The sequence below is a fragment of the Burkholderia sp. NFPP32 genome (assembly GCF_900119325.1).
Taxonomy (GTDB): domain Bacteria; phylum Pseudomonadota; class Gammaproteobacteria; order Burkholderiales; family Burkholderiaceae; genus Burkholderia; species Burkholderia pyrrocinia_C.
On record NZ_FPJP01000042.1, the window covers coordinates 1 to 23,362 of the forward strand.

Below are 23,362 nucleotides of genomic sequence, written 5' to 3' on the forward strand. Positions count from 1 at the left end.
TAACGACAACCCGTACGCCGAGGAGCTGTTCCGCACGTGCAAGTACCGGCCCGACTACCCGCGCCAAGCATTCGCGAGCGTCGAGGCCGCGCGTGCGTGGACGCAGCAGTTCGTGCGTTGGTACAACCATGAGCACAAGCACAGCGGCCTGAAATTCGTCACGCCGGCGCAGCGTCATAAGGGTGTTGCCACCGCGGTGTTGGCACTACGCGATGCGGTCTACGCGCAGGCCAAGGCTCGTAATCCGCAGCGTTGGTCCTGCTCGACTCGCAATTGGGAATTGAAGGACGAGGTCTGGCTCAATCCGGAGCATACGCCCCGAGCCGAATTAAAACAGTGCGCGTGAAGCGACGCGACAACTACGTTGACAAACACCGTACCCGCTGGAGGCCGTTGACGGCGAGCCCGACTGCGCGATGCTCATATAGAGGGCTATTACAATCGACAACGCCTGCATACCTCACGCCTGTCGACTACGAGGGCAGGTTGATCGCCGCAAGCGTTGCTGTACGAGAAAACGAGACAAGGTCACATCGAACTGATGCGCCAATTCGGCCAGCGTCCACTCGCCTTTGACCGTTGTCAGTGCAACTTTCGTCTTGAACGCCGCTGAGTGCGTTCGTCGGGTTCTCTTCGTCATCTTCCAGGTTCCTTTGCCGGCATTATCGCTGGCTCAGGTCCCGGTCGCTCCACTGATCCGACTGTCCGAATTCGCGCAGCCACCTTTTGCTGAGTCGAGTGACCGCGAGTTTTTGATTGTTGTCCTAAAAAAATATTCTTTGTACTGTCATGTTTGCATTCTCTCCTCGACAAAATGGCAGGCACATTCGATGCCGACCGCCGCACTCGAATGTTGGATACAGCTCTCGCGTGTGGCAGCGCGAGGGGAAACGAGTTCTGGACATACGCAACCGAAGCGGAGCCAGACGACCAGGTTGACGCGTGAGCGTCGACCCTTTAGCTTGCACGTTTTTAAAGGAGAGCGCTCTGATGAGCACCAAATATGCGGTAAGAATCCAGGCATCGCGGCTCAAACCGCTCGCAGCATTGATTCCGTTGCTGATCGCAGTCGGTCATGCCGGCGCTGTCGGCGTGGGACAGATCGCCGCTGGCTCAGGGACGATCAGCTCCAATGTCGCGACGACGGGCTCCAATGGCGCGACGACGATCAATCAGCAAAGCAATCGCCTTGTCGTCAACTGGAGCAACTTTGACGTCGCGACCGGCGAACGGGTACAGATCAATCAGCCGAACGCCCAGTCGGCGATCCTGAACCGCGTTAACTCGGCAAGCCGCACGCAGATCGACGGTGCGCTGAGCGCCAACGGCCGCATCTTCGTGGTTAATCCGAATGGCATAGTGGTCGGCAAGACCGGCACGATCAATGCCAACGGTGTCGTGCTTTCGACGCTGGATGTACCCGACAGCTTCTTCATCAAATCGGAGGGTGGGTCCGGCCCGACGTTGCTGCCGTTCCGCAAGGTGGCAGGCGCGGCCAACGCGGCGGTGGTGAATGAAGGCACGATCAACGCGGGTGTGGCAGGCGTCAACCTGTTCGGCAGCCAGGTGATCAACGGTGCGACGGGCAAGATTTCCGCCAAAGGAGATCGGACTGTCACAGCAGGGGCCCTGACTAGCGTCAATATGGTGGCGAGCGATATGGTTGAAGCATATCAGACCGATTCGACGGGCGGCCTTGTTGCCTATATTCCCTTCGGCAATCTGAATGCTATCGCCGTTGACGGACTGGTGGCCAATGACGGTGCGATTGAGGTGGATGCGGGCAATGTGGATCTGAACATCTATGGCGGGCGCAGCACCCTGAGCGAAGCCTTGCGCAACACCGGCTCGATCAAGGCGAGCAGCGTGGATGCGGAGTTTCCGGGCGTTCCCGGCCTGCATACTATCGGCGGGAACGTAAGCCTTAGAAGCCGTGGCGTTGGAACACATGTGGGCGGTTCGATCAGCGGTAAGAACGTCACCATAGCGACACAGAACAACACGGTAGTCGACGGCACGCTCGATGCGGTTGCCAACCTTGATGTTGCCGCAGTCTCGGTGAACAAGGACGCGACACTAGTGGTGTCTGACAATGGAAGACTCGATAGCGGTGGCTATCTCAGCCTGGTCGGAGACAACGTGATGATGAACGGCCGGGCTACCTCGGGCACGGCGGTGCGGGTGGTCGGATATGGCCGAGCCGACGTACGGGAGGGCGGGCTCAATGCACCGAACTGGACTATCGACAATGGCGGCAAAGTCACGACCGGCACGGGGCAGAATGGCTTGTCGTCCGACCCGGTGGCGCAGGGGTATAGCAGCACTGGCGACGGCTACTACGGCAACAAGCGTCCGGCCACGCCGCAGATTCCGACGGTTGCGGGATTGAACCAGTAATCGTTTGGGTTTGTCCAGCCCGATCGATCGGGCTGGATCGTCGACCGACCAACCGTGGGCGGCAGAGAATGAAAAGCATTTTGTCGCCAGACGGCAATCCGCAAATCTGGGAAACCGAGTCGTCCAGGAAATGTGCATATGCTGTCCGGACATCTTACGTACTTTGTCGCCCTGTCTATTGACCTGAAGGTTTCAACTCGTGACAGCCGGGAAGGACTCAATTGGACGCGTACATTTAACCTGTCGCGCGGTGCCGCCGTTGTCTCTGGCGGGATTCGCTGATTGGCACCACCAATCGATTTTCGCACCCGACGGCACGGATTCTTGATCGAGGTAAGGGCAAATCGTGTTGCGTGACAGATTCGCGAGACGCGTGATCTCACGTACTGATTGACTTGGTTCCTACTAAATTTTGGTGGGAACTATAGTGGATGAGATGTTGGCTGGCAAGGATGACGGTAAGTGTCCGGTAAAGGTACCCAGGCATGTGAGTGATGTCAATCAAGCGGTAGCCGGCCCACGTCGGCATTCCTGATGCGGACAAACCGGTCGCTCTGCATGTGTTGTATGCTGGACCACTAAACATGCCACGCGTACGCGGCGGATGTGCTGGCGTGTGAATCCGAGCTGAACCCGTACGAGACAACCTCCGTCAGGCGTCGATCTACCTGCGTGACAATGGCGCGAAGCAGGTATTTGATTTTGCCAATCCAGAAGGCAGTACCGGCGATTGGAGTCGCTATCAAAGCAAAAACGGACTGAGTCATGCCTTGCTCAGAATTTTGCTTGAAAAAAGTAGCGAACAGTTTATATTGTGTAGATATTCTTAAAGGTGACCGGATGGCAACTTATCACGAACTGAAAGCACAGGCCGACGAGCTTTCGCGTCGGGCAGAGGAGGCAAGACTCGCGGAACTCGATACCGTCATCCAGGAGGTGCGCGCCCGTGTGGCGGAGTATGATTTGACTCCGGAACAAGTCTTTGGCCGCAAGCGCGGTCCGGGGAAGGCCGGTACGAAGTCTTCAGTTGCGCCGAAGTATCGCGATCCGAAGACCGGGGCGACTTGGTCAGGCCGCGGTCGTGAACCTGGCTGGATCAAAGGAAAACGACGCGAGCGTTTCCTGATCGAAGGATGACTGTCGTGATCGGCGCCGGTTGATCGGAATACGCGTCAAACCTCGCCTTCAGAGTGGGGAGGGATGGCCGAAAGCCACTTTCTTTGGGTGTGGCGCGGACGCTACTGGCGTCGTTTGTGGACTTTTCTGTTGTTCGATGCGCTGACCGCGATCTCGATGAATCTCGGCCGGACCTCTTGCCCGATGCCAACGGCGGGCTTTTTCGGGATCGCGGTTGTGCGCGCGTCGGATTCCGCAGATCGCGTCGGTACAGCGGCCGTTGCTTCGGGATGGGTTTGCGCCGGCCCGTCTACAACGACGGACATGCAGGCGCTTGCCTGTAATCTCGAGCGTGATATCAGGATTTCAAGATTCGTCAAAACAATGCGTGAGATGAGGTTGGTCGAAGTCTGGGCCAGCGCATCGATATCACGGACCTGTACCGCACTATTACGCTCGACCTGATTGCTACGCGCCGCGGTGCAGCTGCAGATTCCTCTGTGCCGTCGTGGCCAAGCTTCCAGCGCCGGGGTCGGGCGTTTTTACACTGCCTCGGCCAAGCACGGACAGTAGCGCCAAACCAATCAATGTCTGCACCACGCGTGACAGGCGATGCTCGCTCGAGAAAGTGCATCGCGCGACGATGGCGATCACGTGAGTTCTCGTCCCCGTTGCCATGATCGCAGTTGCAAAGGTCATTTCCGGTGAGAATCAGCGTTACGTTAATTACCTCCGTCCGAGCGCGATGTCCGATATCTCGTTGCTTTGAACGTAGAGGTCAATCGACCCATCCGGAAAGAGAATTGAGCCGGTCAAAAACGGCCCAGTCGGTAGGCAGAGATAGAGGCATGTTGCACGAATGACGTGCTCCGCTCACTTTCATGTTCTGTTCGATTGGTGACGGTTGAGCTTCATCTGCGCTTTCGTGTTTCTCTTTGGCTGACATCGCCTAGCTCTATGCTCCAGCGAAAGTGAGGCCCGAGCACTTTCCGTGCGCACGCGCAAGCCTGAGAACAATTCGAGCTTGCTGGTTTTACGGACATCACGTTCGTCGATGATCGCGCGCGCATATCTTCTGCGGAGGTTGCTCGCAAATTGTCACGAGGAAGGGCACGGCTGGAAAATTGTCGAGGATGGAGGAGCAACCTTGCACCCGGTCACGCAGTGACCCAGCGCGGAAAATTCGTGTCTTGCTGCTTTGGGATGCATAAGGTTTACAACGAGGTATTTTGTTTCAAATAAAGAAATTGATTTGATGTGTGGCATATTTTTAAAATCTCAGCCGATTTCCATCGTGGGCTGAAACCGGCAATTCGCGATCTACAAGCTTGCCGACGCAAGCAGATTGAACGATTGTGCGATGTTCTTGATGAACCCACTATATTAAAAGTGGCGCGGTTTTTTGATGGTATGAAACAGATACTCGATCCGCGCGCGAATTTGCATTTTGATTCGCTTGATCACCGCCAGCAGTATCTTCCACACACACCGTCTCGCGTCGCCCCTGATCTTCCCGCACTTGACTGCCACGTGCCGCTTCGCTGGCTTTTTGTTCATCTCGTCGCGTTGGTGACTCCAGCGTGGCCGGCATCGCCGGACGTTTCCTGCTCGTGCCTGTGCAACAAGGCGTGAGCCTGCGAAACATCCGAAACGTTTGCCGCGGTGCCGACCGCTCCGTGTGCTCGAACCGAATCGACGTCGACGCCGATATGAGTTTTCGTATCGAGATGTCACTCGCTAATCTTCTTCGCCTGACGCATCTGCGGGCTACAGCTCTTTTCGGCGTTGCTGGTCGATAGCGGCCCTTCGAAGGTCGGGGAGGGGCGCTTCACGATCGCAAATCCACTGCCACGGTATCCTGCCAAAAGACGCGTCCTTGGGGCTGAATAGTTCGATCGGGCGGAGGATTCATGCCGGCACAGGCTTCCCGCACGCAGTTGTTCCAGCCGGCCTCATAGATCAAGCTGAATTTCATGATCTTGTCCCGATTGGGCTGTAACGGAATTTGCCAAAGGACATCGTATTCCGGATTGAGGGTGGCGGCCGTCGGCGTGGCCGCTCCGAACGGTCCCGTGATCCGGCGTGCGATCAAATAATCCCAAACAGCGGGCACGTCGGGGCGCCACCGCGTGCTGCGCGAATACGGACGTGCCGAGGATGTTTGTGTGCTGGTCAGGTTGACCGTTGCCGATTGCGTGGTGACATCGGTCCGAGTCACCGTGAGCGATGCATTGATCGCCAGGGCAGGGCTCGCGCTACCGGTGCCGGTCACGCCGACCGTGCCGCCGATGGCAAGTTGGGTGGCCTGTGACACGGTCACTTGGTTATTGAAAGTGTCGGACGGAAACAAGCGAACGACTTGGGCGCCGGTCGGACAGACGCTGGCAAACTCTCCATCATCACAGCCGAATAATTCAGGATCCCTGTCAGGCCAATGTGCTTGCCCGATCGGGTAGCTCCATGAGCGCGGGTCGCTTGGATAGCTATTGCCCCACCCGCCATGGATCGCGACGTCCATCAATCCATGCATGACGTTGCCGCTGAAGGTGGCCGTGTCCTGCAATGAGCGGGTAAATCCGGTTCCGGCACCTTCCCCGACCGACTTGACCCAGAAATAGTGTTTCGATTGGGCCGGCCTCAAGACGTCTTCACTTCGAATCAACGCCCATTCCGTCAGGAGATTGAGTTTGGGTTTTTCGTTATAGGTCCAATGGGGTACGGCGCGCGCGCCGCTCCCGCCCTGGTAGTGGGACAGCGTGCCGCTTTGACACCACTTGCCGAGCTCGAGGGACAGGGCACGTTGCTCGTCGGCCGTGAGCGGTCGGCCGAAGGTATTGGCCGCCAAGTTGTTGCCGAATGTGGTGCAGGTTTCGGTTGGTGAGGTTGGGCGAATGGAGAAATCAACGTTCTTCCTGAAGTCTTGTGTTGTCGCGTGAGATAGGACGGCACGTTTTGTTCTCGCGGCTGCCCCAACGGGTGCGGCTTGCCTCAGCAAGCGTTCCGCCGCCAGCGCCTGCCGGATTTGCGATGCCATCAACTGGACAACCGGGATGGGATCGTTCCCGTGCGGTTCGCGCACGCCTTCCACGCGCGTCCCCATGCGACTGGTCAAAACGATCGTATTTGCTTGGGGCCAGACGCGGATCCACTCAGGCTTCAGGTCATATAGCGCATCGGCACTACCTTTCAGGACGACCGTGCCTTGGGAGCGGAGCGACTGCTCGACCAGGCGGCGGTAGTGAGCAGGCGCGGCGGCGGTCGTAGGGGATGCCTGGAGCACCAACAGATGCGGCTCGTTCGGCACCACGAGCGCAATTCGGGGCGGCGACAGGGTGGCCATGATCGCGGGAACGCCCTGATTGTCGGGCGTAACCACTGGCAAGCCATTCAGGATGTCTAGGTCCGACTCGGTGTCGAACGCGGGTACCGCATAGCCCACGGGGGCGATGACAGTCGCGGCTACCAGGGTGCTGAGTCGAACGAACTGAGTGAGAATCATGGCGTGCTTTCAGGATGAGGCATATCCGCCTCTTGTTTAACGGGACACCGACCTTGGCTTAAGGGGTGCCTTAAATGAAAGGTAAATGTAATTATTTATGACGACGAGGGCAAGTCCGCGTAACTAAGGGTTTACTCCAGGTGGCAGAGGGGGCGCCTGGGTTGCTCGTGAGGAATCAGCGCGGCGGCACGCCGGTTCAGGTCGGCGCCACGAGGAATGCCTCGATCCGTTGGGCGCCTTGGGATTTTCCGCCACCAGTCCTTGCGGTGCCCCTTCCGCACCGGCAGGTTGGCGAGTGAGCGAGGTTGCGGTGAGGCCGAGGGCGGTGCGCAGGAGCAAGCGCCTGCGTGCAGAGGATGTCGTGTCAGTGCTGAATCGTTTAGTGGCCCAACGCCGTGCGCCGCGATTCCTGTTTGCCGATAACGGCAGCGAATTCTCGCGTCGCCTGCTGGACATGTGGGCCTACCACTACAAGTACAGATCGACTTCAGCCGGCCGGGCAGGCCAACCGACAACAGCTTTTCATCGAGATATTCAACGGGTTCGTTCAAGGGCGAATGCCTGAATCTGCATTGGTTCGAATCGTTGGTGGAAGCCAAACGTGAGATCGAGGTTTGGCGCCGGGACTACAATGAGACTCGACCTCACATGCCGCTCACAGATTTAACGCCGGGCGAATTCGCCCGGCAATACAACCTACGGCCGAAGGCTCATAAAAAGGCCGAACACTAACGCTCGGTACTCTCAAGGAAATCCAAGCGGTTCATACTTGCGGTAATTCGGGTAATCCTCGAATACGACGGATCGATCATGTCGTTTCGAGCGCCCGTGACTTGCTTGCGCCCGGCCTGCGTCAACCGTCGCGCACGCGACGTCGGTCGATACTGGTTGTCAGGCTTTCGATGCGAGAGTGCGAATCGACTTTTTCGTGATTGCGTCGACGTCGTTCTGTCGTTGCCCTCAAACTGTGATTCGTTCGCAATTTGTATTCATGAAGCGGACGGAATGTGGTGTCAACCCGAGGACCCTCTAAATTATGCAAGCGATTGTTATGGGTCGGAAAGTGAGGGTGTGGGAATTTATAACAATTCGACTTAATTTTTTATTCGGTGAAAATAAAGTTCGAATGGCATCGGTTCCATTGGGGACTTGAGTAATCAGTCTATTTTATTTGGGTACTCGTCATCGAGATGGCGTTAATCTCGTAAATTAAATTATTCTGGAATCAATTATTTGATAGAGGGTGTGTTGGATATATGCAGAAGAGATCGCAATCGTCACATGATTTCCCGCGTTTTACGTCTCATCGATATTGTTCGAGTACGGCGGGAAAATTTCCTGTAGTCGTTATGCAGCATGCCAGTCGCGAGCGTGATCACCTTTCCTGATCGACGTTTGCTCGCAATTTTCGATAGCGAAACGAACGGATTCATGGTGAGGATGATGGATGACTTTTGTCGCGCGAATTTGCCGGTTATCGAGGATTTTCCGCAGTTCATCTTCGGCGTGCCGCAGTTGCGCTTTCCGCGTAGCCTTAACTGCGCTGCTGCGTTGCTGGATGAGCCGGTCGACGGACATCACTGGGGTGATCGAGTCGCGATCCGGACCGAATCTCGTGTGACGTGGACGTATCAGGCGTTGTGCGACGCCAGCAACCGGATCGCCAACATGCTGGTGCGCGATGGTGGCCTTGTGCCAGGTAACCGAGTCCTGCTGCACGGGATCAATCATTCAATTCTCGCTGCCTGGTTGGGCGTGATCAAGGCCGGAGGCGTGACGGTCGCGACGATGCCGCTGCTGCGTGCGGGGGAGTTGTCCGTCGTCATCGATCGCCCCAAGGTGTCTCGTGTCCCCTGTGAGGCCGCGCTATCGTCGGAACTCGCGCGCGCACTTGGGGCGCAGCAAGGCGTCGGCTATGTGCGGGTCTACGAGACCGACGGCCCGGGGCTCCCCGAACGCTGGGAGCGCGACCAATATGCTTCGCTCGCTATCGAGACGATCCGTGCGTGCGATCCACGCGCGATCGCGTTCACGTCGGGCACGACGGGCCAGCGGAAAGCGGCCGTCCATTTTCATCGCGACGTGATTGCGGTCTGCCGGTGCTTTCCTGAGCATATGCTCGAGCCGACGGAAGACAACTGTCTTTGCTGGCTCGTCGTCGCTCGCGTTCACCTTCGGCCTTGGCGCATTGTTGTTGTGTCCGGTCGGCGCGGGCGCCAGCGTCGTATTGCTGCCCGAGACGACCCTGTCGCCGTTGCTGTCCGCGGTCGCTGCGTATCGGGTCCGCATTCTGTTCAGCGCGCCGACGGCCGATCGCGCGATGCTGCGCGACCTCGACGAATACGACGTGTCGAGCCTGCGCAAGTGCGTGTCCGCCGACGAGGCGCTTCCGTTGGCCGCGACGCATGGCAACAGCGCACCGGCATCCACCTGATCGACGGCACCGGGTCTATCGAAATGCTGCATATCTGTGTGTCGATCCATGACGGTCCGCCGAAGGAGGGGAGATCGGCAAGGCGGTGCCCGGCTATCGCCTCGCTATTCTGGACGACCAGGGCCGATGCCTGTCGCCTTACCAGGTTCGCCATCTCGCCGTGCTGGGGCCCACCGGGTGTCGTTACCTGAACGATTCGTGGCAATGGCAAGACGTGAAGCACGGCTGAAACATGACGGACGCCGCCGCCTATCTGGACGACGAAGGCTATCTGTTCCACCAGGCGCGTGCCGACGAGAAGATCATCGGCGCGGGCTACGCGATTTCTCCGGCGGAAGTGGAGCGGGCATTGCTGCGTCATCCCGCCGTTGTCGAATGTCGCGTCGTCGGCCAGCCGGACGATCGCGGCGGGACGCTGATTTGCGCGCACATCGTGTTGTGCGGGCCGGCGTCGACGCATTGGACGCGTTGACGGTGTTGCTACAGCTGCATGCGAAGAGTCGTATCGCGCCATGCAAGTGCCCGTGCAAAATCGCTTGCCACACCCGTGATCTGCCGCACAACGCGTCGGGAAAGATACGACGCGTTGTGCTGAGACGGTATGGAAACAACGCAGGATCCTCTGCCTGAACGCATCGGATCCGATCAACATGAGCAAGCAAACATGAAGATTCTTGGTGCGGCCGTGGAAATACCCTGCAAAAATTATGATATGCAATCCTATGCAACTGCTTACGCGATTGATGCAGCGCGACTGGCGCTTGACCAGGCCCGTTGTCTGCCGTCCGAGCTGGATCTTATCGTCAGCCTGTCAATTTCACCGAGCCGTCTCGTGAATGACCTGGCGATTGCCGGGCCACGGCTTGCGCATCCGGTGCAGCGCGACTTGCGAGCGCGGCACGCGTGCGTATTCGACCTGCTCGACGCGGACTGGACGCTCGCGCTCGACTTCACGCAGAGTCATTGTCGCGGGCTCGGTTATCGACGTGCTCTCGTGATTCGGGCCGAGGCGCTCGCTGATGTCGAACACGCGGACGCGAGCGGATTTGCCGACGGGGCGGGCGCGATCGTGTTGACCCCGGGCCGCCACGGCGGTAGCCATGTCAGCAGTTACGTCGATGTTAGCGGGCCGGGTTTCGCGAGCGTCGATGCGATTCCGGTACGACGCACGGGTGGAGCAAGTCCGGTGGCGCGGTTCGAGAGCCGGTTCGACTGCGCGACCGGGCGGTTCGACACCGATCGGGACGACTTTTCCGGTGCGACTCGCGCCGTGGTCGACGACGTGTGCAATCGTGCTGCCGCGCCCGTCTCGGTGCTGTTTCACGAGTCGTGGCTGGGTGCGGCGACGTCGATCGGCGGCGCAGTGGCATGCGTCGAAGGTGCGCGAGACATTCCGAATCCGTTCCAGTTGCCGGCATGGCTTGCCGGTTGCGTGGCCGATGCCGGGCCGGCACGCGGCGACGGGCGGACCGTGGCCGCGCTGACGCTGGACGTGTTCAGGCAGCGCGTCGCGTGCTGCGTGATGGAGGTGTGATGATGATCAACGTGAGAATGGCGAGTCTTGCCTGTCGTTTGCCGACACATTGTGTGAATAACGACGATCCCGTCTTTGCGCAAGTGGAACCCATCCCGGCGGATTGGTGGCGCTTCTGGGGCATCGAGTCTCGCTACATGATCGATCCTGACGCAGGCGAGACCGAGCTGACGCTCGCGGAGCATGCCGCGCGCGAGGCACTCGAACTGGCCGAAGTGGACGCGGGCGAACTCGATCTGGTGCTGTTCAACATGACGTCGCCGTTCGTGACGCACGCGGACGGCCAGCGGCGGTTCGCGCCGCGACTCTCGCGTGCGTTGCGCGACCGGCTGGGCGCGACGCGGGCCCTCGATGCCGATGTCGACATGGCGTGCGCGAGCTTCGTCCTGCAATTGCAGCTCGCGGCCAACCTGATCAAGGATGGCAAGGTGAAGCGCGCGCTGGTGTGCTCGTCGGAGCGGATGTCGACCGTGGTTGACTACACGAGCAAGTCGTCGACCAATTTCGGCGACGGGGCGGCCGCGGCGGTGCTGGTCGCCGAGCCGCCGGATCCGAAGGGTGCGAACTGGCTGAAATCGGTCTATCACAGCGACGCCACGCACTATGACCTCGTGACGACGCGGTGGCGCGATGCGCTCGCGGCGTCCGGAGAGGGCGCGCGTGCGCGTGCCGACAGTCGCCCAGGCGTGTATTTCACGCTCAGGCCCGATGCACAGGAGGCGATCGCGCGTTTCATGCCCGATGCGATTCCCGCTGTCGTCGGGGCCCTCCTGCATCAGAACGGCATCGACACCGCGCACGTCGACGCGTTCGTGTTTCATCAGCCGTCGGCGCTGCTCGTGCGCGCCTGGGCACAACGGCTGGCGCTTGTGCCGCATCAGTACGTGATTCGTGTCGCGGACTGCGCATGCCTCGTTTCGGCGGCTGTGCCGTTTGCGCTGCACGAGTCGATTCGGCAGGAGATCATCCGGCCCGGATCCCTGGTGGTCATCGCCGGCGCGGGTGCCGGGTGGGGCTTTGGTTCGCAGTTGTGGCGCTGGGGCGACACGGCCATCACGCGTGTCGGCATCGGCGGCGCGGGCCGGGAGGGCTGACATGGCCGCTAACATTTACATTGCCGGGCTCGGTCATGCGCTGCCCGACAGGGTCGTCAGCAATCACGAAGTCGCGGCGATGATCGATACGAGCGATGCGTTCATACGCGAGCGCACGGGCGTGATGTCGCGGCGCTATCTCGCGCCCGATCAGCATCTGGCTGATCTCGCGTGCCCGGCCGCGGAGCGGGCGATGGCCGATGCCGGCGTGTGCGCGCACGACGTCGACCTGCTGATCGTCAATACGCTATCGCCGGATTATCACGATCCTTCGCAGGCGTGTTATCTGCAGCCCATGTTGGGCCTGCGGGAGATTCCGTGCTTTGACATTCGTGCGCAGTGCAGCGGCGGGCTCTATGGTATGGAGATCGCGCGGCATTTCCTCGCGAGCGGTCGGTATCGCAACGTGTTGCTGGTGTGTGCGGAAGCGCTGTCGCGCCGGATCGACACCAGCCTCGCGGGCCGCAACCTGTCGATCCTGCTGGGCGATGGCGCTGCTGCGATGCTGCTGCAAGCTTCGCCGGATCCGGCCTTCGGCCTGATGGACCTAATCCTCGGTGCCGACGGCACGCAGTTCGACCTGTTGCGCACCGAGGCGCCGGGTGCGCGGCGTCCGCACTTCATCGATGCCGACGACGTGGCCGAAGGCCGGCATCAGTTCCGCATACGCGGCGCGGAGATGTTCGACGACGTGACGCGGCACATCGTGCACGAATGCCGGCAGATGCTGCATCGGCACGGATTGACGATATCGAACATCGGTCTCGTCGTGCCGCACCAGCCGAATCTCCGGATCCTCGACAGCGTGATCGCGCAACTCGGGTTGCCCCGCGAGCGATGCGTCGTGTCGGTCGATCGACTGGGCAACATGGCGGGCGCCGCGTTTCCGGTCGCGTTCTCGCTTGCTCGCGCGCAAGGGAGAATGACGGCGGGGCAACTCAATCTATTCGTGACTTACGGTGCGGGCGCGACCTGGGCGTGCGCGCTCTATCGGAGTTGAACGTCATGCTGAACGATATGCCTGGTTGGATTGATTCGCGGCTGGCCATGATCGGCGCCCCGGACGTACCACTGTACGTGATCGTCAACGACGAGGCCGCCACGTTGATCGAAGGTGGGCTGAGCGGGATGACGGAGCTCGTCTGGCGGCAGCTTCACGAACTGCTGCGCGATCACGGCGGGATTCGGCACCTGCATTACTGGTTGATCACCCACTCGCATTACGATCATTGTGGTCTGCTGATGACGCTCAAGTCGCGCATGCCGTGGATCCACATTTCCGGTTCGCCCGACGCCTTCGACGCGTTCCAGAGCCCGTCGGCCTGCTGGACGATACGCGAACTCGATACGCTTGCGTCGAGGGCATGGGCGCCGCTCGTCGGCGTCGAATTCGCCGAATTGTCGGAACTGCCGTTCTATCCGGTGAATTCCGGCAGTCAGCTCGACATTGGCGACGGGATGCAGATTCATGCGTTCGCGCTGCCGGGGCACAGTCGTTGTCAGTTCGGCTACTACTGCCCGCAACTCGACGTCGCATTTGTGTCGGACGCGATGGGCGAGTTTCATGGCCCGGCCGAGTGGTTGCCGCTGGTGTTTCACGACCCGGTTGCCTACCGGCACTCGCTGGACGCCATCGCGCAGCTCAGCGCCGGCCGGCTCGCGCTAGGTCACCACGGTGTGCTGGCCGGCGATCTCGCGCGGCTGGCGGTGCGGCAAGCGCGCGCTTGTCTCGATGCGTGCGAGGGCGCGGCGCATGTGGTCCGTGGCCACGCGGGAGCGACAAACACGCTGGCGCGCGACTGGACGGCCCGTTACGCGGCCCGCAGCGCACGCGTGGTGCCGCGCCATCTGCATCTGAAGAGCATGGCGCGGATGATCGACCTGTTCCATCGCGCCGAGTAGGCGTATCCGGCCGGCGTCGCCGATCACCGGCGTAGCCGCGACACTCGTATCTCCATCGCGCCGGGTCGCAAGACACGCATCGGCCGGCGTGCCGTTTCCACTCATTCACCGACTCAATCATGACCACCGAGACATTTCCGACGACCCTCACCGAGCTGCTCAGGCACCGGGCGCACACGATGAGGGACAAGATCGCCTACGTTTTCCTGAGCGGCACGCCGGATCACGAACAAGAAGACTCGATGACGTTCGCGGACGTCGACGAACGCGCGTGCCGAATCGCCGCGCTGCTGCGACAGCAGGCGGTAGGCATCGGCGATCGGGTCCTGCTGATGTGCCGCCCCGGGCTCGACTACATCGGCGCTTTCATGGGATGCCTGTACGCGGGTGCGATCGCAGTCCCGGTGTACCCGCCCCGCAACCGGCAACACATGCTGCGGATCGCCAGCGTCGTCGAAAGCGCCGGCGCCAGCACGATCCTGTGTTCGACGGAAGACCTGACACGGTGCAGGGCGTGGCTCGCCGACACCGCCGCATCCGGTTGCAGGCTGCTGGACGTCGGCGCTGCCGCGGCGATGGATCCGACACGCGCGCCGGTCGACGTGACACCGTCCAACCTCGCGTTTCTCCATTACACCACCGGCACCACCGGCACGCCGAAAGGCGTGATGATCTCGCATGCGAACCTGATGCACAACCTTGGACAGATTTGCGAGTGGCTGGGCGCCGGCGAGCAGAGCACCATCGTCAGCTGGCTGCCGCCGTATCACGGCATGGGGTTGATCGGCGCAATCCTGACCTCGCTCTTCGGCGGCTTCCGGAGCGTCACGATGGCGCCGGAGCGTTTCATCCAGCATCCGTTCTTGTGGCTGCGTGCGATCAGCCAGTATCGGGCCGACCTCACCGGGGGCCCCGATTTCGCGTACCGGATGTGCTGTCGGCGGGTGCCGGACGCGCAATTGTCCATGCTCGACCTGACATGCGTGAAAGCGGCCTATAGCGGCGCCGAGTCGGTGTGGGCGGGCACCCTGTCGGAATTCGCGCGGCGTTTCGGCGCGACGGGTTTCGCCGTCTCGAGCTTTCTGCCGTATTACGGGTTGGCGGAGGGAACGCTGTTCGTTACCGGCCGCAACGCGCAGCGGCCGATCCGGACGGTCGGCATCGACCAGGCCGCGCTGCGGCAGCAATCCGTCGTGGTCCGCGGCGAATTCCTCGGCGTGTCGTCAGAGTTGCTGGAGCGTCCGGGCGAACGCACTCTGGTCAGCGTGGGGCAAGCGGGCGGCGGGCAGCAGGTCATCGTGTGCGACCCGCATACCATGGAGCGCTGCGCCGACCGGATGATCGGCGAAATCTGCGTAACCGGCCCGAGTGTCGCGGCAGGCTACTGGAATCTGGACGAGCAGACGCACTCGACGTTCCGGTGCGACCCGAAGAGCGCCGGCAAGACGTACCTGCGAACCGGCGATCTCGGCTTCCTGCGCGGCGGCGAGCTCTATGTGACCGGGCGTCTGAAGGACATGGTCATCCTGTCCGGCCGCAGCTACTACGCCGAGGACATCGAGTACGCCGTGATCGCCGATGCGCCGGAACTCGTGCCCAATGGCTGTGCGGCCTTCACTGACGATGGCGATGACGCGGAGCGCCTGATCGTGGTGGCGGAAGTCGAGCGGAAGTGGCGCAAGGGCAACGTCGACGGCATGATCGATACCATCCGGAAAACGATCTGGAATCACCTCGGCATCGGCGCGAGCACGGTGGTGCTGGTCACGCCCGGCAGCGTGCCGAAGACGTCGAGCGGCAAGGTGCGGCGGTGCGCGTGCCGGGCCCGGTTGCGCGACGGCACGATGATGACGCTGTCCCGCTGGGATGTGGCGATGGGCGCGCAAGCGTCCGGTCATGACCGCCTGCGCTTCGATTCGTCCGTATCCGGGTTCGATGCATCACCGGCGCGCTGTCACGACGGGCCTGCAGCGCCGAACGTCGACGAGCTGATCGACTGGCTCAGGGACTATGCGCGCACGCGGATCGATTCGCGATCGATCGACGAGCGTCGCACGATTGCGCCGCACATCGTGCTCGACTTCGGCAACCGGGGGATACTCGGCATGCTGGTCGACCGTTCATACGGCGGCCTGGGCCTGTCTCACCGCGACATGTTGCGCGTGATCTCGCATCTGGCAACGATCGATTCGACGCTGGCTTTCTTCGTCGGCTTGAACAACACGCTCGGTATTCTGCCGATTATGCGGCACGCACAACCGGCATTGCGCGACGAATTGCTGCCGAAACTCGCGACCGGCCGGATGCTCGCCGCATTCGCGATTACCGAGCCCGGTGCCGGTTCCTATCCGCGCGCGATGGCTTCGCGGGCACGGCAGATCGAAGGCGGTGACTGGCTGGTAAGCGGGCACAAGTGCTGGAGCGGGTCATCCGCGTGGGCGGGCATCGTCAATGTGTTTGCCTGGCAGGCGGACGGTGCGGGAATGGTCGGGTTGGCCGTGCGCCCCGGCGCGCCGGGCGTTCGGATCGGCGCGGAGGCGCTGACCATGGGCGTGCGCGGCATGATCCAGAATTCGCTGCATCTGGACGATGCGCGGATCACCGACGTCTGTCGGCTGGGCGTGGCCGGGCACGGAATGGCCGTGGCCCAGGAAGCGATGAACATCGCCCGCCTCGGCATTGCCTCCATCTGCACGGGCGTGATGAAACGTTGTGCGCAACTGATGCATCGTTACGGCGCGCGGCGCGAGATCGCCACCGGCCTGCTGCTGGACAATCCGCTGAGCCGCCAACGCCTCGGTGACCTGCGGCATCGCATCAACGGGATGGACGCCCTTGTCGCGCATCTGGCCACGGATTTGGACAAGGGCGTCGAGTTGCCCGAAGACGGATTGCTGATTGCCAAGATATTAGGCTCCGAGTTGCTGTCGCAATCGGCCGACGAGATGATGCAGTTTCTCGGCGGACGCGGCTATATCGAAACGAACCTTGTGCCGCAAATCTATCGCGATGCGCGCCTGACACGCATTTTCGAGGGACCGACCGAAACGCTGCTGACTCACCTGGGCAGCCGATTGCAGAGCGGCAACGACGATTTGCTGGGCTACCTGGAGCGCAGCCTGGGCGCCGAGGCGATGGCTCGCGAGTTACACGAATTGGGCGATGCGATGATGGAAGACGGCTTGACGAATGCGTCGAACCTCGGCGGCGCCGCACATGCGGCCATCTGGGTCAATTACTGGTTCGGCGCGGTGGCGCAATGGGCGCTGTTGCTGACTGTCGTCGAGCGCGCGGCGGCGCGGCACCAGGTCGACGATGCGACGCGCGACTGGGCACGGAACCAGTACGAGCTCGCGATCGAGCTGGCCCAGCGGCAGATCTGCTCGCGTGCCACGTTGTGGAGTTCGGCCGAGTTGAACGCGTGGGCGCGGGACAACGGGCTCGAGATCGGTTCGATCGAGCAAACCGTGCCGGGCGCGAGTCAGCAACTCGATCCGTTGCTGCGCGCCGGCGACGACACGCATCCTGACGATGGCGCACCGGGCCACGATATCGGCGAAGGCGCCGATGCCATACCTCCCCCGAACGGCAGCGCACCGACGCGAATGGTCGAGCGCGAGCTGAGTTACTCGCTCGAGCGCTGGCTGATCGACTGGCTGAGCGAGCGGCTCGAGTCCCGCAGCCTTTGCCTGGCGCCTGAGACAACGTTTGCGGAGATCGGGCTGGATTCGGTTCTCGCGGTCGAGCTGGCGCTGGAATTCAATGAAACGTTCCGCGTGACCGTCGATGAGGCCATGGTCCGCGATTACCCGTCGATCAGCACGCTGGCGGCGCATCTCGCCCCCCGGCTCTGGCGAACCCAATCCGTTTGCGATGATGCGAACGCCCGTTCGATCCACGCCGTGCGCTCGTCAACAATGTGAGGTTGCCCATCATGTTTGGCCGATTCGATTTTGCAGACTCTCCCGACGTGCTGGCCCGGCAGCTCGAGCGCTATCTCGACGCGCACCCCGACGAAACGCGTCAGTTGCTCGGCCTGTCGGTCGGCACGACACTGGGCGTCGAGGTGCGTGACATGGAAACGCCGGTCAGGCTCCGGCGCGATTTGACCCCGGTCACGCTGAGCATTGGCGCGCGCGACGCGCAACGCGTGATGGCGTATACGCGCAGCTGTAACTGGGCGAATGGCATCGTGCTGGTGCCGACGCTCGTGCGCCTGGTGTTCGCGGGTGCGTTCCGCGGGCTGACCGCGGGGATGCCGCGCTCGATGCGCTCGATGGAGCTTGTCCGTCAACCCCACCCCACTCGCAATCTCGGTGTGATGTGGGGCGCGCTGAATCTCCTGAGTCTGGCCGGCTGGTTGACGCTCAGCAGCGGCGACGAGCACGCCGAGTTCTCGCTGACGCCGGCCGGCGAGTACGTTGTGAGATGTGTCGAACACGCCCGGCCGCTGTTCTTGCTGCTGGCGAACGCGACGTCGACACTTCAGCATTTGCACGCGCTTTGCCATCAGGTACGCGTCGATCCTGCCGATAGCGTGCTTTATGCGCAGCTCGCGCGCATCTGCATGGCTGGTTGGGCGCTTCCGGCCCCTGCCAATGATGAGGAGCGGCAGGCAGATGAGCAGTTGCGCATGGGAATGGATGGCCTGTTGCTCGGCCCGACCTGGGTCGCGCTCGACATGCCGGTGTTCGAGAAGCGTGCTGACGGACAATATCGCCAGACTGCGCCGAGCATTCTCGACAGGCTCGACGCTCGCTCCGACGGGGTCGCGGTCGGCGCGTGGTCCGATACCGATCACGTGCTGCTGCGTGCCGCGTGGTCGCTGATGCGCGAGTTCGGCATGGTGGACATCGTGCAGGAGAAGGTGCGGCTGACCGCCGCGGGCAGGATTCATCGGCCGATCGCCGCGCCTTATGCCGGGTTGCCGGCGTCCTATTTGCGATCGTATGCCGTGCTCGACGAGATCCTGTTCGGCAATCCCGATCCGCTCGGCATCGACAACGATGGACATGTCGATCGCGTGATGAACATCTATGCGTCGAGCGGCGCCGTGTCGGGGCCCGCGACGCAGGACATCACGACGAACATCTTGCGCAAGCTGTTCGACGAGACGCCGCTGGATCAGCAGCCGGCCGGCATTGCCGACATGGGGTGCGGCGACGGCAGCGCCGTGAAGCGCCTGGCGGAGTATGTCGTCAGTTCGACGCGGCGGGGGCGGTACCTCGCGGAATATCCGTTGATCGTCATAGGCGCCGACGATAACGAAGCCGCCCGAGGCCGGGCGATGGCGACCTTGTCCGCTCTCGAGGGCGTACGGGGCGTTCAGGTGCGCGTGATTGCCGCGGACATTTCGCAGCCCGATCGCTACGCCGACGAAGTCGCCAGGAGCGGGCTCAAGGTTCGCCGGCCGGATGGCACCATCCGGCCCGCACGACTCGGCGATCTGGTGCATACCTTCATGTTCCTGATTCACAATCGCCGGTTGAGCGTTCGCCGCGGGCTAATGGCCGAAACGATACTGGAGCGCCATCTCCGGACCGTCGACCGGTCTCGCCTGCGCGCCGTCATAGACCGGTACTTTGCTGGTTGCTTGACCGTATCCGACCGGGACGAACTGCCGGTGACGGTCGACCAGATCAAGCGCGCGTTCCGGGTCGCGTATGGCGATGCGGAAGGCCTCGTCCCCGGCTACGTGGCCGCGGCTGACCTGATTCAATTCATTTCCCGCTGGAAACACCATGCGAAGCACGGTTTTCTGATCGTAGAAGGACATAGCCCATGTGCGTCGAGTTTCTGCGAGGGGCCGCCGGACAAGACCAGTTGCTGGCGGCACACCGAGCAGTTGCCGTCGGTGTTCAATTGGGGAATGCATTTCGTGTCACGCCAGTTCATGACGCCGTTCAACGAATTCATGCTTGCGATGACGCTGGCCGGCTTGCGTCCGGATACGCCGATTCACGGGCGCATTCACCCGGAGGGATTTCCTAGACCTGATTTGCTGAGCGATTTCCGTTTTTTCAGTATTGCGAATTATGTCAGCGATTCGGAAGAGCCGGACGACAAAGGATACCGGAATCCGTGGCATCCGATGCGCAGGTGAGGCAACAGGCGCTCGAGGGTAGGGGGCCCTCGAGCAAGCGCGTGAAACGCATCAGCGCACCGGCAGGCGCATGATCTGCGAAGTCGACATCACATTGCCGAAAGAATCTTCGATTTCCGCCAATGCCGCGCGTTGCAGCGTGTCCTTGTCGATCGTCTCGCCGTTCGCCCGGATGATGCCGCGCGTGGCGGACGCGTCCGACGCCACGATGACATGGTAGCCAAGCGGGACGGCGTCGCGCGCCGTGCCGGAGACAGAAGCATGGGTCGTCAGGCCGGCGACGACGATCGTCGTGATGTGGGCTGCTTTCAGCCTTTTGTCCAGATCTGTGCTGGCGAATGCGCTGACCGTGCTTTTCTGCAGCAACGTGTCCTGCCGGCGCGGCTTGATGTCGGGCTGAAGTTTCGCTGCTTCGCTGTTGATGGCGAATACGGCGGAATCCGCCGGCGCGACGTGTCGGACAAGGAACACGGGCATGTGTCTGAGCGATGCCAGATGCAGCAGGCGCCGTGCATTCTTCATCGCTTCTTTGCCGTCGGGAACGGCCAGTCTGCCGCTGAAGAATTCCTTCTGGAAGTCGATGATCACGAAGGCGGTTGTTTTACGGTCGAGATGATCGGGCGGTCGATGGCCGGATATTGCGCGGATCGTCTGCTCAAAGTCGGCGCCTGCCGCACATACGAATGGAGTTGTGATGGCCGCCAGCGAAAAGCCGATCGCGGTCTGTTTGAAACGTCGGGAGAAACGGAGGGTCATCATGGTCTTTGTAATATTTTGTCATGGCATTGCATCGGTTTTAACGGCATCGATACATGCTGGTCGGATGGCATGGAATCACGTCCCTGCGCGATTGCGTCGCTCGCGGAGCGAGATGAAGGCCTGTGTTCATCGGCTGGCGAGATCGAAGTCGATCGATGTGATTCGCCGGTTCGTTCGATCTTCGCATTCACCCGAGTGGTGACGATAATCGGAATGGGGGCGAGATATTGGTCGTGGAGACAGCATGCGCTGAAACAATCTGCGCAACGGGTGCGAATGTTTTCGTGAAAGGGGTCTCTCGTGCAATGGCATCGCACAAGAAACCCATCCCGAAACTGGAATGCTTCTACCGAAAATCAGCCATTCGCTTGCGTAATTTTAGCAATCCCCGGGGATGGATTGAAATCGGAAAAAGAATAATCCGGATCGCCTTGTAGATATCCCACCACCCGGTCGCCGTATTTCATGGTGATGGTGGTGTTGTCGGTTCCGATATGGAGAATGAGCAAAACGTTTTGATCCGTGAGTAGCGTCCCGGGGGGGATAGTCTGGCCGGCCATTGCAACATTGATCGAAAAGTCGGTGGCAATCGTTGTCGTAATTGAACCAACGAGTCGCAGCGCGATTGGGGTTTCGTTGGGATCGTACGAAATATCCGAGCAAACCACCTTGATGAGAGACTGCTTGCTGTAACCGGAAATCGTAAAGATGCCGGATGCTTTAAGAAAAACTGCTCGTTCTTTCGCGTCATCAAACAGATTGGCCAGATCAGGATGCGCCGACTTCACACGATTTGCACGCTCCCTATCATTCTCGAGGATCAGGCCGGCGATTGCGCTGTAGGCTTTTTCTTTGTCGCTGGGGCTAATATGCGGCTTGGTAGGCATTTAACTTCTCCATACTGGCAGTTAAGGAAAGAATGGCTGCTCGCTCAATCGAGCGAAATTCAGCGTATACCCCGCTATGTTTTTTCGCAATAGTAATTTTTGTTGATTCCGTGATTTAATATTTACTTTAATTAAAGAAATTAGGGTGCGCTGTGTAATTAAAATTGATGGGTGCATTTTTTTGAAATTCTGCATGGTGTTGATTCGTCAATGTGAAATCGGTTCGTTGCGGCGATGGTAATAATCGAACGCTGGAAAAGGGACGGAAGTGACCGATCCGGGCGTGCGGTTCGACCGACGCTTCGCGCGGCTCGAACGGGCTGCTTGCCCGGCGTCAGTTCGCGCCAAAGCCCTCCAGGAAATCTGTCAGTCTGTCGAGAACGGAACCCCATGTCCCATCGTCCGAAGCCGATGCGGAAATTCGCGTTGTCGTAATCGAGGAACGTGCTCGGCAGTAACAAAATTCCCATTCGCTTGAGTCGCGTGACGCAAGGAGCGTTGGCACGGTGACCATGCAGGCGTGGGAATGCGATCATGGCGACCTTCGGTTTGCCCCATGAGAACGTCCCGGGGAATTGATCGAAGAAGCGCTCCAGCTCGGCGAGATCGACGCGTGTGATGTCGGTTGCCGCCGGGTCCGCGTGTCCGTGTGGCGATGCCAAGAAACTAGCTCGGTGCGCTGTTGCAGATCGTCAGATAGTCCTTGAACTTGCTCATGTTCCATGCTCGACGATGTACCCAGACCGTGTCGTTGGTGTCGCGAAAGTGCACCTTCGTATGCGTGGGGCAGAGGGCCAAGTAGTTGGCCGTTTCGGAAGAAATGAAGGGACGGATAGTAAGAGCTATCCGACCGCTGGGGTATGGGCTAACGCACGGCGGTAGGAAGCGGAAGCGTGGTTCTGGTGCTGAACGGATTACGCGGCGACAACCCGGTTGCGGCCTTGATGCTTCGCGCGGTACAGGCGTTCGTCCGCCTTGCGCAGGATCGCGTCGATCGTCTCTCCGTCCCGGCCGAATTCGGAGGCGCCAACGCTCACGGTGACCTCAATCGGCTTGCCGATGCCGGCCTCAAATGGTGCGCCCGCGATCGCTGCACGGATGCGCTCACCGATCGACTGTGCGGTATCCAGCGCGGCTTGCGGCAGCAGCACCATGAATTCTTCTCCGCCCACCCGCGCAACGCCGTCGTACGGCCGGATCGCATCGAGGCATTTGTTGACGAAGCGCTGCAACACCTGGTCGCCCGCCTGATGCCCGTAGCTGTCGTTGATTGCCTTGAAGTGGTCAAGATCGAGCGAAAGCAATGAGAACGGTGCGCCGTTGCGTTTCGCCAGAGCAATTTCCGCTTCCACGCGCTCGATGAATTGCCGCCGGTTGGCCGCGCCCGTGAGCGGGTCCGTTGCAGCCAGATGCTCGAGCTTCTCGTTGGTCCGCTGCAGCGCCTGCAGGGCCTGCTCCGTCCTCGCCATGGCTTCTCTCAACCGGGCAAACAGCTCTTCCTGGCTGTAGATCTTCGAAAATGAACGCGTCGTGTGAAAGGCCTGCACCACACCGAAACTGAGCAGGAAGAAGCCGGCAGCAAAAATCGCATGCGCGAGCCACCACATGTGATTCCACGGCCGCCCGAGGATGAAGGC

The 23,362-nt window shown here is 60.8% G+C and carries 17 protein-coding genes and 2 pseudogenes; 13 read left to right on the forward strand and 6 right to left on the reverse strand.

Annotation, left to right across the window (positions count from 1 at the left end):
• Positions 1-346: integrase core domain-containing protein (locus tag BT264_RS35795; protein WP_143156763.1), on the forward strand; the 346-nt coding region annotated here is incomplete at its 5' end.
• Positions 347-460: 114 nt separating this feature from the next.
• Here BT264_RS35795 and BT264_RS39710 read toward each other — a convergent pair.
• Positions 461-640: a hypothetical protein gene (locus BT264_RS39710; RefSeq protein WP_072445318.1), complete on the reverse strand. Its 180-nt coding sequence runs from the start codon at positions 638-640 to the stop codon at positions 461-463.
• A gap of 350 nt (positions 641-990) precedes the next feature.
• Between BT264_RS39710 and BT264_RS35805 the strand changes: the two genes are divergently transcribed.
• From BT264_RS35805 to BT264_RS38860, 4 genes are all read left to right on the forward strand, one after another.
• The gene (locus tag BT264_RS35805; protein WP_072445319.1) at positions 991-2,397 is read left to right on the forward strand and encodes a two-partner secretion domain-containing protein; all 1,407 of its coding nucleotides are present in this window, start codon (positions 991-993) and stop codon (positions 2,395-2,397) included.
• 840 nt (positions 2,398-3,237) lie between these two features.
• The gene (locus tag BT264_RS35815; protein WP_072445321.1) at positions 3,238-3,534 is read left to right on the forward strand and encodes an H-NS histone family protein; all 297 of its coding nucleotides are present in this window, start codon (positions 3,238-3,240) and stop codon (positions 3,532-3,534) included.
• Between the two features lie 63 nt (positions 3,535-3,597).
• Positions 3,598-3,978, forward strand: coding sequence for a hypothetical protein (locus BT264_RS38855; protein WP_143155828.1), 381 nt, complete (start codon positions 3,598-3,600; stop codon positions 3,976-3,978).
• 792 nt (positions 3,979-4,770) lie between these two features.
• The gene (locus BT264_RS38860; RefSeq protein WP_143155829.1) at positions 4,771-5,145 is read left to right on the forward strand and encodes a hypothetical protein; all 375 of its coding nucleotides are present in this window, start codon (positions 4,771-4,773) and stop codon (positions 5,143-5,145) included.
• A 196-nt stretch (positions 5,146-5,341) separates the two neighbouring features.
• On the opposite strand, the gene BT264_RS35820 is transcribed toward BT264_RS38860, so the two are convergent.
• Positions 5,342-7,012 carry a hypothetical protein gene (locus tag BT264_RS35820; RefSeq protein ID WP_256260766.1) on the reverse strand — a complete coding sequence of 557 codons (1,671 nt, stop codon included), beginning with the start codon at positions 7,010-7,012 and terminating at the stop codon, positions 5,342-5,344.
• Positions 7,013-7,334: 322 nt separating this feature from the next.
• Here BT264_RS35820 and BT264_RS35825 point away from each other — a divergent pair.
• From BT264_RS35825 to BT264_RS35860, 8 genes and pseudogenes are all read left to right on the forward strand, one after another.
• A pseudogene (locus BT264_RS35825) lies at positions 7,335-7,744 on the forward strand (integrase core domain-containing protein); the annotation flags it as partial.
• 711 nt (positions 7,745-8,455) lie between these two features.
• Positions 8,456-10,076 (forward strand): annotated as a pseudogene (locus BT264_RS35830) (AMP-binding protein).
• Positions 10,077-10,110: 34 nt separating this feature from the next.
• A complete protein-coding gene (locus BT264_RS35835; RefSeq protein WP_072445322.1) occupies positions 10,111-10,980 on the forward strand; it encodes a beta-ketoacyl-[acyl-carrier-protein] synthase family protein in 870 nt (289 codons plus the stop codon).
• On the forward strand, positions 10,980-12,074 hold the full coding sequence (locus BT264_RS35840; protein WP_072445323.1) for a 3-oxoacyl-ACP synthase III family protein: 1,095 nt from the start codon (positions 10,980-10,982) through the stop codon (positions 12,072-12,074). The genes BT264_RS35835 and BT264_RS35840 overlap by 1 nt, the downstream gene beginning before the upstream one ends.
• A gap of 1 nt (position 12,075) precedes the next feature.
• Positions 12,076-13,074 carry a ketoacyl-ACP synthase III gene (locus tag BT264_RS35845; protein ID WP_072445324.1) on the forward strand — a complete coding sequence of 333 codons (999 nt, stop codon included), beginning with the start codon at positions 12,076-12,078 and terminating at the stop codon, positions 13,072-13,074.
• A 5-nt stretch (positions 13,075-13,079) separates the two neighbouring features.
• Positions 13,080-13,976 carry an MBL fold metallo-hydrolase gene (locus BT264_RS35850; protein ID WP_072445325.1) on the forward strand — a complete coding sequence of 299 codons (897 nt, stop codon included), beginning with the start codon at positions 13,080-13,082 and terminating at the stop codon, positions 13,974-13,976.
• Between the two features lie 119 nt (positions 13,977-14,095).
• Positions 14,096-17,899 (forward strand): AMP-binding protein, encoded by a 3,804-nt coding sequence (locus BT264_RS35855; protein ID WP_072445326.1) that lies wholly within the window; start codon positions 14,096-14,098, stop codon positions 17,897-17,899.
• Positions 17,900-17,910: 11 nt separating this feature from the next.
• Complete coding sequence (locus BT264_RS35860; RefSeq protein ID WP_072445329.1) at positions 17,911-20,079, forward strand: AprA-related methyltransferase; 2,169 nt, start codon at positions 17,911-17,913, stop codon at positions 20,077-20,079.
• 51 nt (positions 20,080-20,130) lie between these two features.
• Here the strand turns inward: BT264_RS35860 and BT264_RS35865 are convergent, their stop codons facing one another.
• The 4 genes from BT264_RS35865 to BT264_RS35875 all read right to left on the reverse strand — a co-directional run.
• On the reverse strand, positions 20,131-20,838 hold the full coding sequence (locus BT264_RS35865) for a cysteine hydrolase family protein (RefSeq protein ID WP_244137476.1): 708 nt from the start codon (positions 20,836-20,838) through the stop codon (positions 20,131-20,133).
• A gap of 356 nt (positions 20,839-21,194) precedes the next feature.
• Entirely contained in the window at positions 21,195-21,725 is a 531-nt protein-coding gene (locus BT264_RS35870; RefSeq protein WP_072445327.1) for a hypothetical protein, read from the reverse strand.
• Between the two features lie 158 nt (positions 21,726-21,883).
• Positions 21,884-22,387, reverse strand: a complete 504-nt coding sequence (locus BT264_RS38865; protein ID WP_143155830.1) for a hypothetical protein — start codon at positions 22,385-22,387, stop codon at positions 21,884-21,886.
• Positions 22,388-22,639: 252 nt separating this feature from the next.
• On the reverse strand, positions 22,640-23,362 hold a 723-nt coding region (locus BT264_RS35875; protein WP_143156764.1), incomplete at its 5' end, for a GGDEF domain-containing protein.

Excerpts from the sequence above, each read along its gene's own strand:
- BT264_RS39710 (WP_072445318.1), bottom strand. The coding sequence starts at position 640 with ATGACGAAGAGAACCCGACGAACGCACTCAGCGGCGTTCAAGACGAAA.
- BT264_RS35835 (WP_072445322.1), top strand. The coding sequence starts at position 10,111 with ATGAAGATTCTTGGTGCGGCCGTGGAAATACCCTGCAAAAATTATGAT.
- BT264_RS35850 (WP_072445325.1), top strand. The coding sequence starts at position 13,080 with ATGCTGAACGATATGCCTGGTTGGATTGATTCGCGGCTGGCCATGATC.
- BT264_RS35805 (WP_072445319.1), top strand. The coding sequence starts at position 991 with ATGAGCACCAAATATGCGGTAAGAATCCAGGCATCGCGGCTCAAACCG.
- BT264_RS35815 (WP_072445321.1), top strand. The coding sequence starts at position 3,238 with ATGGCAACTTATCACGAACTGAAAGCACAGGCCGACGAGCTTTCGCGT.
- BT264_RS35840 (WP_072445323.1), top strand. The coding sequence starts at position 10,980 with ATGATGATCAACGTGAGAATGGCGAGTCTTGCCTGTCGTTTGCCGACA.
- BT264_RS35865 (WP_244137476.1), bottom strand. The coding sequence starts at position 20,838 with ATGATGACCCTCCGTTTCTCCCGACGTTTCAAACAGACCGCGATCGGC.
- BT264_RS35860 (WP_072445329.1), top strand. The coding sequence starts at position 17,911 with ATGTTTGGCCGATTCGATTTTGCAGACTCTCCCGACGTGCTGGCCCGG.
- BT264_RS35855 (WP_072445326.1), top strand. The coding sequence starts at position 14,096 with ATGACCACCGAGACATTTCCGACGACCCTCACCGAGCTGCTCAGGCAC.
- BT264_RS38855 (WP_143155828.1), top strand. The coding sequence starts at position 3,598 with ATGGCCGAAAGCCACTTTCTTTGGGTGTGGCGCGGACGCTACTGGCGT.
- BT264_RS35820 (WP_256260766.1), bottom strand. The coding sequence starts at position 7,012 with ATGATTCTCACTCAGTTCGTTCGACTCAGCACCCTGGTAGCCGCGACT.
- BT264_RS35845 (WP_072445324.1), top strand. The coding sequence starts at position 12,076 with ATGGCCGCTAACATTTACATTGCCGGGCTCGGTCATGCGCTGCCCGAC.
- BT264_RS35870 (WP_072445327.1), bottom strand. The coding sequence starts at position 21,725 with ATGCCTACCAAGCCGCATATTAGCCCCAGCGACAAAGAAAAAGCCTAC.